We start from the raw sequence: 15406 nt of genomic DNA on the forward strand, positions 1-15406 counted from the left end.
TAGAACCGTCCGCAACGCTCACGAGTCATTTTACGCCGCTTGGGTGCGCATGCCGAGGAAGGCGCGGGCCGCGATGAAGTACGGCCTGGCTTGTTCGCGGAATTCCTCGGGTGAGCGGAAGCCGCGGTCGAGTACGTGGGTGACCAATTCCGTGGTGCCCCACAGTTCGCCGAACGTCTTGTCCAGCTCGGCCGAGGGAATGTCGCCGGGGTGGAAGTTCGGGTTGAGCTCGGCCGCCTGGGTGGTCAGATTGAGCAGCCGGGCGCTCTGCTCGGCGAATTCGGCCAGCTCGGCCGGGAACTCGTCGTAGACCAAGCGGCCGGAACGGCGGCGGAAGGTGCGGACGAGCACCCGGGTCGCGCGCTCGTCAGCCGTGAGGGAGGTCAGCTCGTCCTCGGACAGGATGCCGCGGCGGACGTACTCGGCCGGGGAAAGTGCGTCCAGCCAGGAGGATTCGCCGACCTCGGGGTACTCGGGCTTCAAGGACGCGAGCACGTACTCGGTGTGGCGCTGCGGGAAGTCCGGGAGGAACAGCTGCGCGAAGGCGATCAGCTGGCGCAGGGTCGGGCCTTCGGGGTCGGCCGTGGCCGGGGTGTGCTGGAGGCTCCACTCCTTGCGCCAGGTGGTGAGCGGGACGTCGACGTCGGCGGGTGGCTCGACCTTCCCCGCGAGGAGGTCGTGGACCGCGGCCTCGGCGTCGATGCGCTTGATGTCGCCGAGGCGGTCGGCGCGCAGCTCGTCGAGCACGAGCCCCATCTGCTCTGCCAGGTCGTGCTCGGCCGCCGCCGCGCGGAGTGCGCCGTTGGTGCGGCTGATGAAGTGCAGGGAACGGGCGAGGTCGACGACCCGGGTCGCGTCGGTCTCGTCGAGCCTGCCTGCGGAAACCAGCCTGTCGGTGACGCTGATGATGCTGACCAGCGCCTGGGTGAAGGCGCGATAGTCGACGTCGGCGTCGCCGTGGCTGAGCGCCACATCGGCGTCGGAGATGAGCCTGCCGTCGCGGTACCAGCCGAAGACCGTGCCCACGCCGGTCATGCCGTGGCCCTGGTGCTCGGTGGCGCGCAGCGCGCCGAGGCTGGCCGTGCCGTAGATGGGGACGCCCGCCGCGTGCAGCGCGAGGATCTCCTTGTGGCGCACCGGTGCCGTGTGCTGATAAATGCCATCGACGATCAGGACCGAGTCGCCCTCGGTGAGGTTGAGACGGTAGAGGTCGCCGTGCGCGATCGGGGGATGTGCGCAGACACCTTCAAGCTCGAGCACCGATGAGCCGGACAGGGAGGGGCCGGCGAACACGTGGAGCGTCTGGGTGTCAGGCATGCGCCGGGTTCCTGTCTTCCGGATCGGGGTAGCGGGGCAGGTCCTCGCTGGCCTCGTGGAGCTTTTCGGGCAGGCCTGGCACGACGACCTTGCAGACGGCGAACGGCTCGTCGGGCGGGGTCATGTCGACGCGCAGCACCGGGCGGCCGGACATGAGGCTCACCTGCTCGGCGAGCCAGGCGAGCACCTCGGCGCTCGGGACGTCGGGGCCCAGCGCGGGCGCGGAGATCGCGTCCCAGGTCTGGTTGGGTTCGACGGTCACCGGGGCGACGGGATAGCGGACGCCTCGGTAGGCGCTGATGCCGATGTCCTCGCGGGCGCCGCTGATCACCGACATGCGGCTCTGGACCGACTCAGTCAGCGCGCGCTGGACGGCGATCTCCGGCAGGAAATGGCTGCCCGACCCGGCGTAGAGGCCCGGCATGTCGGGGCTCCAGACGAAGGTCGCGAACGTCGACACGCCGGGCACGGTCGAGCAGTCGACGACCTCCACCCAGAAGTCGAGATCGTGCAGGTGCGCGATGAGGTCGCGGCTCCAGCAGGCGGGCATGGTCGTCAGGTCCAGCACTTTCCGTTGCCGGATGGACGTTTTCGCCATGCCCGCCGTCGAGAACCGCTCGATGACCTCGAGCAGCGCGTGGATCGTGGCTTCCGCCAGATTGTTGCCGCTGGCCAATCCGTTGGCCGAGCAGAACTGCGTCGGCGGGCGCCAGGTCCCGTCCGCGATGCCGTCCATGGCGACCGCGCGGAGCGGGACGAATGTCGGCGCCCCGTCGCCCAATGCCACCGCCGGCACCCACTTCAGCGGGAAGCGGTCGGAGATGACCGACCGGTCCGTCGGGGTGATCTCCGTTGTCGCGTAAGGGAGACCGAGGTCGGCGGCTTGGGCGACGAAGGCGTCCGGAGTGGTGAAATACCGCTCACAGACCGACATCTCGATGGACTCCATGACCGCCGACAGCCGCGCCAGCAGCGGGGTCGCCCCCTTGCCCTGGCTCACCCCCACCGTGGTGGCGAGCGGCCGGACGGCCATGAACACCGGCATGCCGATGATGTCGAGCCCGGTCAGCTCGGCGACCCTGGTGATGCCATAGGCACCGAGCCGGGGCCGCACGAGCTCCCAGGTGTCCTCAGGGGATCGATCCCGCAGCGTGCCGGGGAGTACGACCGGCGCGACCTGAGTAACCATCGTTGTCCATTCCTGTGAGCGACGGGTGATGCACCAGCGTCAGGCGACCGCGCCTTCGTTCTCCGCGACCGCGCTTCCCGAGTCTGCCGTCTGCGCGGCCTTGGCCTTCTTCCGGAACAACACCGCGGCGAGCAGACCGGTCACCACGGCGATGCCGGCGCCGATCGTGAGCGCGGTGTCCATGCCGTCGGTCAGCGAGGTGAGCGCGTCGTTGCCGCGCCCGGCCGAAGCCGCGGTGGACATCGCGGCGATCGAGCTGAGCACCGCCAGGCCGATGGCGCCACCGAGCTGCTGGGTGACGTTCACCAGACCGGACGCCAGGCCCGCGCTGGCCGCGGGCGCCTCGGCGGTGGCGGCGATCATCAGCGCGACGACGCTGAGCACGGCGCCGATCGCGGTGACGGTCAGCGGCCCGAAGACGTCGGCGAAGTAGTTGCCGCCGACCTCCGCCTGTGCCAGCCAGTACAACCCGGCCGCGGCGATCAGGCTGCCTACGGTCGCCGGGATGCGGAACCCGATCTTGCTGACCAGGTTGCCGACGTGCGTGCCCAGCAGCGTGAAGCACAGCGCCGCGGGCATCTGCGCCAGGCCCGCCTGCAGCGGCGTGAAGTCGAGAACGTGCTGCACGTACAGGGTGAGCAGGAAGAACATCGGCATGACCGCGCCCTGGGTGAGCAGGGTGAGGCCGTTTCCGTTGCGCAGCGAGGCGATACGGAAGATACCCAGCGAAATGAGCGGGTTGCTGCTGCGCGACTCGATCACGACGAACGCGGCGAGCAGCACGACGGCGCCGGCGAACAGGCCGAGTGTCTGCGCGCTGCCCCAGCCGGTGGTGCCGGCGTTGAACAACGCGTACACCGTCAGGGAAACACCACCGGTGACGGTGACGGCGCCCGCCAGGTCGAACGAGGTGTGGCTCGGGTCCTTCGCCTCGGGCAGCAGGCGCGGGGCCAGCAGCACGACGACGGCGACGATCGGGAGGTTGACCCAGAACACCGACTGCCAGCCGAACCATTCGGTGAGCAGGCCACCGAAGACGTAGCCGGTCGCGGCGCCGGCGGCGGCGACGGAACCCCAGACGCCGAGCGCCTTGTTGCGTTCCTTTTCACCGGTGAACAGCGTCATGACCAACGCGAGCGCGGCGGGGGAGACCAGCGCCGCGCCGATGCCCTGCACCACGCGGGCGACGATCAGCCACAGCGGGGCGGTGGAAAGCGCGCCGGCGAGCGAGCCGACCGCGAACAGCGCCAAACCGGCGATGAAAATGCGTCGTCGTCCCAAAATGTCACTGGCGCGGCCGCCGAGCAGCAGCAGGCCGCCGAACGCGAGCGCGTAGGCGTTGGTGACCCAGGGCAGGCTTTCCTGGGAGAACCCGACCTTCTCCATCGAAGGGGCGGCGATGATCACGATCGCGGTATCGACGACGAGTACGAACTGGGTCATGGCCAGCAACACCAGTGCGAGCCACTGCCGGGTGGGTGCGGGTGGTGACGTCATCGTTTCTCCCTGAATATAACTGTGTTACCGGAAAGTGAAGACCCAACTGAAGCGATTGAAAACCACGATATCGAACTTCTCGTGGAATTTTTTCTTCGCTAATGCTGAGGCAGCCAAAGCATTTTCGAAGATGCGCGAACATGGCCCGGTCCTATAATGGGAAAGCCGAAGTAGCTGAGGAGACCACGAAAATGTCGCGACCCAGCACCTTTCCTGAGGCATTCCAACTGACCGTGGCGGCGCACCCGGACGAGGTGGCGCTGCGCACGCCTGGGGATACCGTTCAGCTGACCTGGAAGCAGTACGGCGCCGAGGTGCGCCGGATCTCGGCAGGCCTGGCGGCGCTGGGTCTGCGGCGTGGCGACACGTTCGCCGCGATGCTCACCAACCGCCCCGAGTTCAACCTGACCGAGGTGGCGGCCTCCCATCTGGGTGCCACCACTTTTTCCATCTACAACACGAGTTCGCCGGAGCAGATCCAGTATCTGCTCACCCATTCCGACACGAAGATCATGGTCTGTGAACGGCAATTCGCCGATCAGATCAGGGCTTCCGGAGCGACGCTCGAGCATCTGCTCGTCGTCGAGGACGGCGACCTGGACCGGCTGGAGCCCGCGCCGGACTTCGATTTCGAGGCCACCTGGCGGGCGGTGACGCCCGACGATCTCCTGTGCCTCATCTACACCTCGGGGACGACCGGGCCGCCCAAGGGTGTCGAGCACACCCACCGCGGCTGGCTGCGGATGATCGACGCGATGACCACCATCTGGCCGATGGAGGCGGGCGACACGACGATCTCCTATCTGCCGTCCAGCCACTCGGGTGACCGGTTCTTCCGCCACTACTACCCGATCGCCTGCGGTGGCCAGGTCACCTGCCTGGACGATCTGGGCAAACTGGCCGAGACCATCGCCGAGCTGCACCCGACGACTTTCGCCGCAGTGCCGAGGACTTGGGAGAAGCTGAAGGCCGGCGTCGAGCGGGAACTGCTGGCGGATCCCGAATCCGCGGCCGCGTTCGAAGCCGGTGACCCGGAGTTCCTCGCGTCGATCCGCGTCAAGACCGGATTCGAGCGGCTGAAGTGGGCGCTGACCGGCACGGCCGCGATCCCGGAGCACGTATACGGCTTCTGGGAGAAGCTAGGTGCCGCGGTCAGCGTCGGCTGGGGTATGTCGGAGTGCGGTTTCGGCTCCGGTTCGTCGCCGAAGGAATCGAAGATCGGCACGATCGGGCAACTGGCGCCCGGCGCCGAGGCGAAGCTGGCCGAGGACGGCGAGCTACTCGTGCGCATGCCGTGGATGATGCGGGGCTACCGCAAGGATCCCGAGAAGACCGCGGAAGCGCTGGACCCCGATGGCTGGCTACGGACCGGCGACATCGCGACGGTCGACGACGAGGGCAACTACCGGATCGTCGGCCGCAAGAAGGAACTGATCGTCAACTCCGGCGGGAAGAACATGTCGCCGAGCAACATCGAGCACGCGATCTCGGCGGGTTCGCCGCTGATCGGGCCGATGATGGCGGTCGGGGACAACCGGCCGTACAACGTCGCGCTGATCACACTGGACCCGGAAGCGGCGGCCGCGTTCGCCGCCGAGGCCGTCATCGCGGTGGATCCGGCGGTGCTGGCCAAGGACGAGCGCGTGCTGGAAGCGATCCGGGCCAGTGTGCACGCCGGCAACATGAAACTTTCACGAATCGAACAAATCAAGCGATTCACCGTGCTACCCAAGTTCTGGGAAGCAGGCGGTGACGAGCTGACCTCGAACCTGAAACTCAAGCGAGCCGCGATCTCGGCCAAGTACGCCACCGAGATCGACGCGCTCTACGCGGCTACCAGCTGAAAACCCCATGAACGACAAGGGTCCCTTCCGCGCGCTGTGCGTGAAAGGGACCCTTGTTTCCCGCACCGCGGGATCGGTTGCGCACCGCGCGCAATCCAGGAGTGGTTTTCCGGGAACGGCGGTTGCATTATTTACATAGCCCCCCGGGCAATCATCACCACATCAACCAGGAGGAATTCATGTTCGACATCACCAAGGTCTCCGACGCCGAACTGCTCGCCACCGCGGGTGCCGCGACCGTCGAGTTCGCCCTGTCGGCCGTCGCGCCGTCGGTCATGACCGGTGAGCCCTGCGACTGATCTCAAGTTCGCGCAAGACGCACTCCTGGCGGCTATCCAGGAGTGAGCCTTACTCGATCTTCTGCCGCCACAAGCCTCGATCCCAAGGAGAGAACCATGTTCGACATCACGAAGGTTTCCGACGCCGAACTGCTCGCCACCGCGGGTGCCGCGACCGTCGAGTTCGCTCTCTCGGCCGTCGCGCCGTCGGTCATGACCGGTGAGCCCTGCGACTGATCTCAGTCGCCAAGCTCCACGGGTTTTTCTCGGCACCGTCCCCACTGGCAGCAATCCAGAAGGGGTTTTTCGGAGCCGGACGATGCATCATTGAACTCAGTAAGCCCCAACACCAAGGAGAACATCATGTTCGACATCACCAAGGTTTCCGACGCCGAACTGCTCGCCACCGCCGGTGCCGAGACCGTCGAGTTCGCCCTCTCGGCCGTCGCGCCGTCGGTCATGACCGGTGAGCCCTGCGACTGATCGTAGCTCGCGCAAGCTGAAGCGATTGTTGGGGTGTTGCCGTTCGGAGCGGCAACACCCCTTCATTCTACGAAGGAAGCTTCGATGACGCAATCCACCACCGATATCGAGCCCCGCTCCGCCTCCGGCTCGGTCTTGGGCTCCTTGCTGATCGGTGTTTGTGGCTCCAGCTGTGCCACATCGGCTGCGCTGCTGATCGAGGAAGCCTTGACCTACACGCCCGACGTCACCGTGGTGGCGACGCCGACCGCGTGCAATCTGTTCCTCAGCGAGAAGCTTCCGGTGACCGTGTACACGGACACCGACTGGGCGGACGTCCCGCTGCACGTGAAGCTGCTGGAAGGGACCGACACCTTCATCGTCGCGCCGACCACCGCGACGACTTTCGCCAAAGCCGTGTCCGGCATGGCCGACACCCTGGTGACCGCCCTGATCCTGGCGCACGGCCCCGGCATCTATTTCCAGCCGTGCATGAACGCGTGGATGTGGAACAGCCCATCGATGCGCCGCACGATCGGCACCCTGCGCGGTGACGGGCATTTCGTGCTCGAACCGCCCCCCAACACCTCACGCGCCAGCCGGGACCTCGGCTCCGGCGTCGGGGCCGTGCCAGGCACCGTGATGCCCGATGTCGCGGCGCACAAGTTGGGCACTCAGCAAGCTCAGAGATGAGCCTCGCCCGGCACAGCCCCTAACGTTCTTGATATCGACCGAACGAAGGAGCTACTGCCATGCCGAAGGTTTCGTGGAACAGCGCCACGCAGGTCGAGGAACTCGGCCCCGTGAGGGACCGGTACGAGGTCCTCGAGGGTTATTCCGCCAACTTCACCATTTTCGACGAGGACATCGACGCGACCAAGCTGCTCAAGGGCCTGCCCCAGGACCAGTGCCAGTGCCCGCACTGGGGATACGTCATCAAGGGCAGGATGACCGTGCTCACCGCCGACGGCGAAGAGGTCTACGAAGCCGGTGACGCGTTCTACACCCCCGCGGGCCACGCGCCGTCGAAGCACCAGGCCGGCACCGAGGTCATCATGTTCAGCCCGGAAGAGGAGCTGAACAAGACCAGCAAGGCCGTCTCCGCCAACGCGGAAGAAGAAGGCCTGCACGTGCTCAAGACGGAGCGCCAGGCCGGCGCAGACGACTAGCCAGCCCCATTTCGAGGAGACCCCAGTGTTTGACGTGATCGTCATCGGCGGGGGGCCGGCCGGTCTCTCAGCTGCTCTCACTCTCGGCCGCGCGCTGCGGCGCACCCTTCTGATCGACTCCGGTGAGTACCGCAACGAGCGGGCTTCCAACATGCACAACTTCGTCACGCGCGACGGCACGCCTCCCCCGGAGTTCCGTGCCATCGCCCGCGACGAGCTCAAGCAGTACCCGACCGTCGAGACCCGCGGCGTCAGCGTCGAAGACGCCAAGCAGGTGGACGGCGGGTTCGAGGTGTCGCTGGGCGACGGTTCCACCGTCCGGTCGCGGCGCCTGATCTTCGCGACGGGCCTGCAGGACGACCTGCCCCAGATCGAAGGTTTCGCGGACCTGTGGGGCCGCAGCATCTTCCACTGCCCGTACTGCCACGGCTACGAGGACGCCCGTGACAAGCCGATCGCGGTGCTGTTCAACGACCCCATCATGATCGAGCTCGCGCTGCACCTGCGCCGGTTCAGCGCCGACGTGGTGCTGCTCGCCGACGGGCGAGGCGACGAGATCGACGAGACGGCCCGCGGCAGGCTCGCCGACGCCGACCTCCCGGTCCGCGAGGAGAAGATCGCCCGCCTCGACGCCGTCGACGAGCGGCTGGACCGGATCGTCTTCGAGTCGGGCGAACCACTGCCCCGTACCGGGATCTTCGCCGTCGGCAAGTACCTGCAGCGGTCCAAGCTGCCGGAACAGCTGGGCTGCAAGATGACCCCGGACGGCTGCGTCGAGATCGACGACTTCCAGGTGAGCAGCGTCGCGGGCGTCTACGCCGCCGGCGACATGGCACACCGGCCGACGCTGCCGATGGCGATGCCGTTCGTCACCAACGCGGTGTCCAGCGGCATGATGGCGGGCATCGCGTCCGACAAGAACCTGGTCTTCACCGACACCGCTCCGCGCTCCGCGTAGCACAGGCACCGCAAACCCGGGCCGACCGTTCACAGTGGACGGTCGGCCCGGGTTTCGTGATTTTCGGAGGGTTACCCATGAATCTGCCCGAGGTCGTCTCGCGGGACGAGTGGCTCGACGCCAGGCGAAAGTTCCTGGAGGAGGAGAAAGCCTTCACCCGCGCCAGGGACGAGCTGAACGCCAACCGGCGCAGGCTGCCGATGGTCCGTATCGAGAAGGACTACGTCTTCCAGGGCGCCGAGGGCGCCGCGAGCCTGCCGGAGCTGTTCGACGGCAAGCGTCAGCTGATCGTGTACCACTTCATGTTCCACCCGGACTGGGACGCGGGCTGCCGCGGCTGCTCGAAGGTCACCGACCACATTGGACACCTCGCGCACCTGCACGCGCGCGACACGAACCTGGTGCTGGTGTCACGGGCGCCGTACGCGAAGCTCGCGGCCTTCAAGCAGCGCATGGGGTGGGCGGTGCCGTGGTTCTCGTCGCACGACAGCGACTTCAACTACGACTTCCACGTCACGCTGGACGAGTCCGTGAAGCCGGTCGAATACAACTACAAACGGTCGCCGGAGATCAGCGGAGACCGGTCGGGGCTGAGCGTGTTCCTGCGCGACGGCTCGGAGATCTTCCACACGTACTCGACTTACGCGCGCGGCACGGATTTGCTGACGAGCACGTCGAATTACCTCGACCTGACGCCGCTGGGGCGGCAGGAGCACTGGGAACAGCCTGCGGGCCGGAGCTACTCGGGGCCTGGCGAATGGTGGCGGCTGCACGACGAGTACTAGCTCGTGAGCGTTGCGGGCGGTTAGAACCGCCCGCAACGCTCACGACCCCTCAGGCGACGCCGCTGTCCGGGAGGTCCAGCCACCACTGGCTGGCGCGGGCCCACTCGATCGTCTTGATCAGGCCGTCGCGCAGCGTGGTCTCGCAGGTCCAGCCGAGCACGTCGCGGGCTTTGGTGGCGTCGGGGACACGGCGGGACAGGTCCTCGTACGCCGGTCCGATCCGGACGGCCGTGTCGACCTCCGTGCGCGGCTCCGGCGCGCCGGTCAGCTCGGCGATCAGCCGCACGACCTCGCCGACCGTCGTCTCGGTCATCGACCCGATGTTGAACGACTCCCCCGCCGCGTCCGGCGCCGTCGCCGCCAGGATCGTGCCGTCGATCGCGTCGTCGATGTAGGTGAAGCAGCGCGTCTGGACGCCACGGTCGTAGACGACCATCGGCTGCCGGTTCAGCGCGCGGTGCACCGAGCGGCTCACGATGTACGCGGGGCGCTGGCGCGGGCCGAACACGTTGAAGTACCTGATGATCCGCGCGTCGAGGTCGTGATGGGCGGCGAACGCGAAGGTCAGGTGCTCGGCCAGGGCCTTCGAGGTCGAGTACGACCAGCGTGCCGCCGACGTGGCGCCGAGCACCCGGTCGCTGTCCTCGCGCCACGGGACAGCGGGGTTCTTGCCGAAGACCTCGCTGGTGCTGCTCAGCACCACGCGCGCGCCCGCGCGGTTGGCGAGGTCGAGCACGTTGCGGGTGCCGAGGAAGTTGACGTCGACCACGTCGAGCGGGCTCGACAGGTACTTGTCGACCCCGACGACCGCGGCCAGGTGGTAGACGATCTCGGTGCCCGTGCCGACGGCCTCGGCGAGATCGGCCAGGTTCCGGATGTCGCCCGCGACATAGCGGACGCCCTCGACCGGGTGCGACGGCGCGAGCCCGTCGAACACGGTGACCTCGTCGCCGCGCGCGACGAGGCGCTCCACGAGGTGGCTGCCGACGAAGCCGCAGCCACCGGTGACCACCGCGCGGCTCATCGGCCGATCCCCCGGTACGCGTAGCCGAGCGACCGCAGCTCGGCGATCTTTTCCTTGCTGTAGTAGGCACGGCCGTCGAGCACGAGGCAGCCGTCGGCCACCGGCAGCGCCCCGAAGTCGATGCCCTCGAACTCCCGGTGCAGCGCGAGCACGGCGATGCAGTCCACGCCGTCGACGGCCTCGTCCAGGCTCGGCGAGAGCCCGACGCCGTACATCTGCTCGACGCGTTCGGGGTCGACCAGCGGGTCGTACAGCCGCACCTGGGCACCTGCCTTCGCCAGCGTCTCGGCGACGCCCTGGGTCGGGGTCGCGCGCAGGTCGCCGGTGTTGTTCTTGAACGCCAGGCCGAGCACGGCGACCTTGGCCGATGCCGGGTCCTTGCCGAGCGTGACCAGCTCGTCGACGATCACCTGCGCGGTGTACTCCGGCATGCCCGAGTTGACCTCGCGGCCGGTGACCGCCGTCCTGATGTCCACGCCGAGCCGGTCGGCCGAGCGCCAGACCATCCACGGGTCCTTCGTCAGGCACGAGCCGCCGACGCCGACGCTCGGCAGCAGCACGTTGACGTTGCCGGCGCCCTTGGGGATGGTGTTGGTCGCGCTGATCACGTCGAGCACGTCGACGCCGTAGAGCGAGCAGAACTTGGCGAGCTCGTTGGCGAGCGCGATGTTCACGTCGATCCACCAGTTGCTGGCCAGCTTGACGATCTCCGCCGACTCCAGCGAGTCGTGCGGGATGACCTCGACGCCCAGCGCGTCCTGCCAGAACCGCGCCGCGGCGGCCGAGCTCTCCGCGCCGAGGCCGCCGACGACGATCGGGAACGTCCGCAGCTCACGCAGCGCGGTGCCCTCGGCGAGCCGCTCCGGGGTGTACGCGAGGCCGAAGTCGACCCCGCCGATCAACCCGCTCTCTTCCAGCAGCGGGAGGACGATGTCGCGCGTGGTGCCCGGCGGGACCGTGCTCTTGAGCACGATCAGCTGCCCCTTGCGCAGGTGACGGCTGAGCTCGGCGCACGCGGCGCGCAGCTGCTCGTCGGCGAGCGAGCCGTCCTCGAGCACCGGGGTGCCGACGCTGATCAGCACGACGTCGGCGGCCGCGAGGCCCGCCGGGTCGGTGCTCACCCGCAGCGTGCCGGCGCCGAGGCCGTCGAAGATCAGCTTCGACAGCCCTTCTTCCTGGAACCGGCAGTGCCCCCTGGCCAATTCCTCTGGCAACCGTGGATCGGTGTCGACGGCGAGCACGTCGAAACCGCGATCAGCCAGCGTCGCGGCGATGCACGAGCCGACGTAGCCGAAGCCGATGACCGCCACCGAAAGTTTTTCGCGGCCGGACAGAAAACGCATCTGCGTCCCCAATCGATAGTGTCCGTTTCGATACTGGTGCGGTCGGCGGCGCCGCCGCTTCTTGTGTCTTGCCGGGCTCGGCGTCAGCGACGGGTTCCGACGAAGAGCCCGCGGCCGAGCGGGCCGCCTTCGACGTATTCGGCGTCGATTCCGGCCTGTGCGAACGCCTTTTCATAACGAGCCTGCTCGAACAGCGAGAGCAGGCCGACCTCGGTCACATGCCTGAGCCCGCGCTCGGCGTCCGCGATGGCCATGTGGACGGTGATCTTCGTGGCGTCACCCTCACGGACGGAGTGCGACAGCCGGACCATCCTGCGTCCGTCCACTTCGGACATACCGCTGGCGACGTAGCCGTCGATGAAGTTCTCCGGGAACCACCACGGTTCCACCACCAGCGTGCCGCCGGTGACGAGATGCTCGGCGAAACAGCGCGCGGTCGCGTCGAGGCCGTCCGGCCCGCCGACGTGGCCGATCGAGCTGAACATGCACGTGACCGCGTCGAACTTCCGCCCGAGGTGGAAGTCGCGCATGTCCCCTTGGTGCAGCGTGAGTTCCGGGTAGTGCGCCCGGCCCGCCTTCACCATGCCCTCGGACAGTTCGACGCCCTCGGTGTGCGCGAACAGCTGATTGAACCGCCGCAGGTGCGCGCCGGTGCCGCAGGCGACATCGAGCAGCGAGTCCGCGCCCGGCGTGTGTTCGCGGATCAGCCGGGTGATGTCTTCAGCCTCGGCCGCGTAATCCTTGCCCTGGCCTTCGTAATAGGACACATAGACTTCGGAGAATTCGTCACCGTACATGATATCGATCGTCACATCGGCGGCGTGGCATCACATCTCGCGGCATGCTCAGTCCGCGCAACCTCAGAGATGCGGCATGCTCCGCGCGCGCGGACCATGGCAAGCGTGAAACACGACCTCGACGACCTGGCCCTGTTCGGCGGGCGGAAGGCGTTCCTGACGCCGTTGCACACCAATCGGCCCAATCTGATCGATCGAGCGCGCCTGTTCGACAGGCTCAACTGGGCGCTGGACAACCAGTGGCTGTCCAACGGCGGGCCGCTGGTGCTGGAATTCGAGGACCGGGTCGCCGAGATCGCCGGCGTTTCGCACTGCGTCGCCACCTGCAACGCCACGGTCGCGCTGCAGTTGCTGGTGCACGCCGCCGGGCTGACCGGCGAGGTGATCATGCCGTCGCTGACCTTCGCCGCCACCGCGCACTCGGTGCGCTGGCTCGGACTGGAGCCGGTGTTCTGCGACATCGACCCGGCGACCGGCTGCCTCGACCCGGAGCTGGTGGCCGCGGCGATCACCCCGCGCACGTCGGCGATATTCGGCGTGCACCTGTGGGGACGGCCGTGCGCCGTCGACGAGCTGGAGAAAGTGGCCGCGGACAACGGGATTCCCGTGTTCTTCGACGCCGCGCACGCGATCGGCTGCACCACCGAGGGCAGGCTCATCGGCGGTTTCGGCGCGGCGGAGGTGTTCAGCTTCCACGCCACGAAGGTGACGGGCGCGTTCGAAGGCGGCGCCGTCGTCACCAACGATCCGGAGCTGGCCGACCGGGTGCGCGCGCTGCACAACTTCGGCAAGGGCCTCAAGACCGTCGTCGACGCGGGTGGTACCAACGGGAAGATGAGCGAGGCCGCGGCCGCGATGGGCCTGACGTCACTCGACGCGTTTCCCGACACCATTCGGCACAACAGAGCCAATTACGATCTCTACCTTTCCGAACTCGGGCCGATCGAGGGACTGAGCTTTTTCACCCACGACACCGAGGAAAGCAACAATTTCCAGTACGTGATCATGAACGTCGACGAAAAGGCCACCGGCATTTCGCGCGACCTGCTACTGGAATTGCTCAAGGCCGAAAACGCGATCGCGCTCACCCCGATCGGCTCGCCCTCGTGTCACCAGCTGGAGCCGTATCGCTCACGCGGGCCGGTGCACCTGCCGCACACCGAGGCGATGGTGGCCAGGGTGATCGCGCTGCCGAGCGGCTCGTCGGTGTCCCGCGAGGAGATCCGGCGCGTGTGCGCGCTCATCCGGTTCGCGGTCGCGCACGGAGCCGCCGTGACCTCCCGACGGAAGGACACCTGATGACCGCGTTCTGGACCGCGCCCGACCCTCGCGCCGCACTCCGTGACCTGCTGAGCACGGCGCACCCCCGCGCGGTCGCCGACGCGGACCTGCTGCTTTCCTTGACGCACAAGTACGGCAACAGCCCGTTCACCACACTGGAGACCGCGCGGCGCGAGCTGGCCGTCGACCGTGTGGTGTTCGAGCGGCTGCTCGACACGTTCGACCAGGTGCCGGAACTGCGTGCCGCGGTGGTCGCGGGGCCCGCCGGGAAGTACTGGTCGAACACGGTGCTTCCGTTGGAGAACAAGGGGATCATCGACAACATCCTCGAACGGCGGACCGTGACACCGCACATCGTCGCGCTCTACCCCGGCCCGACGTGCATGTTCCGTTGTCACTTCTGCGTGCGCGTGACGGGTGCGCGGTACGAGAACTCCTCTTTGGACGCGGGCAACGCGATGTTCGCCTCGGTCATCGACGAGATCCCGAACGACAACCCGTTCGCCATGTACGTTTCCGGCGGCCTCGAACCGCTGACGAACCCCGGGCTCGGCGGGCTCATCGCGCGGGCGGGCGGCCGCGGGTTCAAGATGGTGTTGTACACCAACGCTTTCGCGCTCACCTCGCAGACGCTCGACCGGCAGCCCGGTCTGTGGGACCTGCACGCGGTGCGCACGTCGATGTACGGTCTCAACGACGAGGAGTACGAGGAGACCACCGGCAAGCGCAAGGCGTTCGGCCGGGTGAAGGCGAATCTGCTCAACTTCCAGAAGCTGCGCGCCGAGCGTGAGCGTCCCGTCCGGCTCGGGCTGAGCTACATCATCCTGCCCGGCCGCGCGTCCCGGCTGACGCAGCTGGCCGACTTCATCGCCGAACTGTCCGACGCGGCGCCCGATCAGCCGATCGACTTCCTCAACATCCGCGAGGACTACAGCGGCAGGCCAGACGGCAAGCTCCCGCCAGGCGAGCGCGCCGAACTCCAGGACGCGCTGAACGCCTTCGCCGAGCGCGTCGGTTCGCGGATCCCGTCGCTGGACGTCGACTACGGGTACGCGTTGCACAGCATCCGGTCCGGCACCGAGGCCGAGCTGATCCGGATCAAGCCGTCGACCATGCGGCCCGGCGCGCACATCCAAGCAGGCGTGCAGGTCGACCTCCTCGGCGACGTCTACCTCTACCGCGAGGCGGGTTTCCCGGGCCTCAAGGGGGCCGACCGCTACATCGCGGGCCGGATCGAGCCCGGCACGACACTGGCCGACGTGGTCGCGAAGTTCGTGGCCGACGACCGCCAGATCGAGCCCCGCGGCGGCGACGAGTACTTCCTCGACGGCTTCGACCAAGCCCTCACCGCCCGCCTCAACCAGCTCGAGACCGACATAGCCGACGGCTGGCACACCTCCCGAGGCTTCCTCCGCTAACCCCACCCCCTCCCAACCCCACGATAAAGCCCGCTAAACTCCCC

13 protein-coding genes are annotated in these 15406 nt (G+C 67.6%); 7 read left to right on the plus strand and 6 right to left on the minus strand.

Translation table 11 applies throughout. The annotated features are described in order from the left end of the window. Positions 1–30 precede the first annotated feature (30 nt). From AB5J62_RS34865 to AB5J62_RS34875, 3 genes are read right to left on the minus strand one after another with little or no spacing between them, the layout of a single operon-like run. Entirely contained in the window at positions 31–1317 is a 1287-nt protein-coding gene (locus tag AB5J62_RS34865; RefSeq protein ID WP_370944253.1) for a TfuA-like protein, read from the minus strand. Continuing rightward, positions 1310–2506, minus strand: a complete 1197-nt coding sequence (locus AB5J62_RS34870; RefSeq protein WP_370944254.1) for a YcaO-like family protein — start codon at positions 2504–2506, stop codon at positions 1310–1312. The genes AB5J62_RS34865 and AB5J62_RS34870 overlap by 8 nt, the downstream gene beginning before the upstream one ends. A gap of 39 nt (positions 2507–2545) precedes the next feature. After that, positions 2546–4003 carry an MFS transporter gene (locus AB5J62_RS34875; protein ID WP_370944255.1) on the minus strand — a complete coding sequence of 486 codons (1458 nt, stop codon included), beginning with the start codon at positions 4001–4003 and terminating at the stop codon, positions 2546–2548. A 191-nt stretch (positions 4004–4194) separates the two neighbouring features. On the opposite strand from AB5J62_RS34875, the gene AB5J62_RS34880 reads away from it, so the two are divergent. The 5 genes from AB5J62_RS34880 to AB5J62_RS34900 all read left to right on the plus strand — a co-directional run bounded on the left by AB5J62_RS34880 (position 4195) and on the right by AB5J62_RS34900 (position 9499). Beyond that, positions 4195–5847: a long-chain fatty acid--CoA ligase gene (locus tag AB5J62_RS34880; RefSeq protein WP_370944256.1), complete on the plus strand. Its 1653-nt coding sequence runs from the start codon at positions 4195–4197 to the stop codon at positions 5845–5847. An 845-nt stretch (positions 5848–6692) separates the two neighbouring features. Beyond that, positions 6693–7280, plus strand: a complete 588-nt coding sequence (locus AB5J62_RS34885; protein ID WP_370944257.1) for a flavoprotein — start codon at positions 6693–6695, stop codon at positions 7278–7280. Between the two features lie 59 nt (positions 7281–7339). Beyond that, entirely contained in the window at positions 7340–7756 is a 417-nt protein-coding gene (locus tag AB5J62_RS34890; RefSeq protein WP_370944258.1) for a hypothetical protein, read from the plus strand. A gap of 25 nt (positions 7757–7781) precedes the next feature. Continuing rightward, on the plus strand, positions 7782–8714 hold the full coding sequence (locus AB5J62_RS34895; RefSeq protein WP_370944259.1) for an NAD(P)/FAD-dependent oxidoreductase: 933 nt from the start codon (positions 7782–7784) through the stop codon (positions 8712–8714). A gap of 77 nt (positions 8715–8791) precedes the next feature. Next, positions 8792–9499: a DUF899 domain-containing protein gene (locus AB5J62_RS34900; RefSeq protein ID WP_370944260.1), complete on the plus strand. Its 708-nt coding sequence runs from the start codon at positions 8792–8794 to the stop codon at positions 9497–9499. 49 nt (positions 9500–9548) lie between these two features. Here the strand turns inward: AB5J62_RS34900 and AB5J62_RS34905 are convergent, their stop codons facing one another. The 3 genes from AB5J62_RS34905 to AB5J62_RS34915 all read right to left on the minus strand — a co-directional run bounded on the left by AB5J62_RS34905 (position 9549) and on the right by AB5J62_RS34915 (position 12663). After that, a complete protein-coding gene (locus AB5J62_RS34905) occupies positions 9549–10523 on the minus strand; it encodes an NAD-dependent epimerase/dehydratase family protein (RefSeq protein ID WP_370944261.1) in 975 nt (324 codons plus the stop codon). Further along, positions 10520–11866, minus strand: a complete 1347-nt coding sequence (locus AB5J62_RS34910) for a nucleotide sugar dehydrogenase (RefSeq protein WP_370944262.1) — start codon at positions 11864–11866, stop codon at positions 10520–10522. Before AB5J62_RS34910 ends, AB5J62_RS34905 begins: the two co-directional genes overlap by 4 nt. A gap of 83 nt (positions 11867–11949) precedes the next feature. Next, entirely contained in the window at positions 11950–12663 is a 714-nt protein-coding gene (locus AB5J62_RS34915) for a class I SAM-dependent methyltransferase (protein ID WP_370944263.1), read from the minus strand. A gap of 105 nt (positions 12664–12768) precedes the next feature. On the opposite strand from AB5J62_RS34915, the gene AB5J62_RS34920 reads away from it, so the two are divergent. Next, positions 12769–13962, plus strand: a complete 1194-nt coding sequence (locus tag AB5J62_RS34920) for an aminotransferase class I/II-fold pyridoxal phosphate-dependent enzyme (RefSeq protein WP_370944264.1) — start codon at positions 12769–12771, stop codon at positions 13960–13962. Next, positions 13962–15362 carry a dTDP-4-amino-4,6-dideoxy-D-glucose ammonia-lyase gene (gene desII / locus AB5J62_RS34925; protein WP_370944265.1) on the plus strand — a complete coding sequence of 467 codons (1401 nt, stop codon included), beginning with the start codon at positions 13962–13964 and terminating at the stop codon, positions 15360–15362. The genes AB5J62_RS34920 and desII overlap by 1 nt, the downstream gene beginning before the upstream one ends. Positions 15363–15406 lie beyond the last annotated feature (44 nt).

Origin of the sequence: Amycolatopsis sp. cg5, assembly GCF_041346955.1 — a bacterium.
GTDB lineage: Bacteria > Actinomycetota > Actinomycetes > Mycobacteriales > Pseudonocardiaceae > Amycolatopsis.

Bases quoted from the DNA above. Each gene is read 5' to 3' on its own strand.
- desII (WP_370944265.1), top strand. From the start codon at position 13,962: ATGACCGCGTTCTGGACCGCGCCCGACCCTCGCGCCGCACTCCGTGAC.
- AB5J62_RS34875 (WP_370944255.1), bottom strand. From the start codon at position 4,003: ATGACGTCACCACCCGCACCCACCCGGCAGTGGCTCGCACTGGTGTTG.
- AB5J62_RS34870 (WP_370944254.1), bottom strand. From the start codon at position 2,506: ATGGTTACTCAGGTCGCGCCGGTCGTACTCCCCGGCACGCTGCGGGAT.
- AB5J62_RS34880 (WP_370944256.1), top strand. From the start codon at position 4,195: ATGTCGCGACCCAGCACCTTTCCTGAGGCATTCCAACTGACCGTGGCG.
- AB5J62_RS34915 (WP_370944263.1), bottom strand. From the start codon at position 12,663: ATGTACGGTGACGAATTCTCCGAAGTCTATGTGTCCTATTACGAAGGC.
- AB5J62_RS34885 (WP_370944257.1), top strand. From the start codon at position 6,693: ATGACGCAATCCACCACCGATATCGAGCCCCGCTCCGCCTCCGGCTCG.
- AB5J62_RS34865 (WP_370944253.1), bottom strand. From the start codon at position 1,317: ATGCCTGACACCCAGACGCTCCACGTGTTCGCCGGCCCCTCCCTGTCC.
- AB5J62_RS34890 (WP_370944258.1), top strand. From the start codon at position 7,340: ATGCCGAAGGTTTCGTGGAACAGCGCCACGCAGGTCGAGGAACTCGGC.
- AB5J62_RS34910 (WP_370944262.1), bottom strand. From the start codon at position 11,866: ATGCGTTTTCTGTCCGGCCGCGAAAAACTTTCGGTGGCGGTCATCGGC.
- AB5J62_RS34905 (WP_370944261.1), bottom strand. From the start codon at position 10,523: ATGAGCCGCGCGGTGGTCACCGGTGGCTGCGGCTTCGTCGGCAGCCAC.
- AB5J62_RS34900 (WP_370944260.1), top strand. From the start codon at position 8,792: ATGAATCTGCCCGAGGTCGTCTCGCGGGACGAGTGGCTCGACGCCAGG.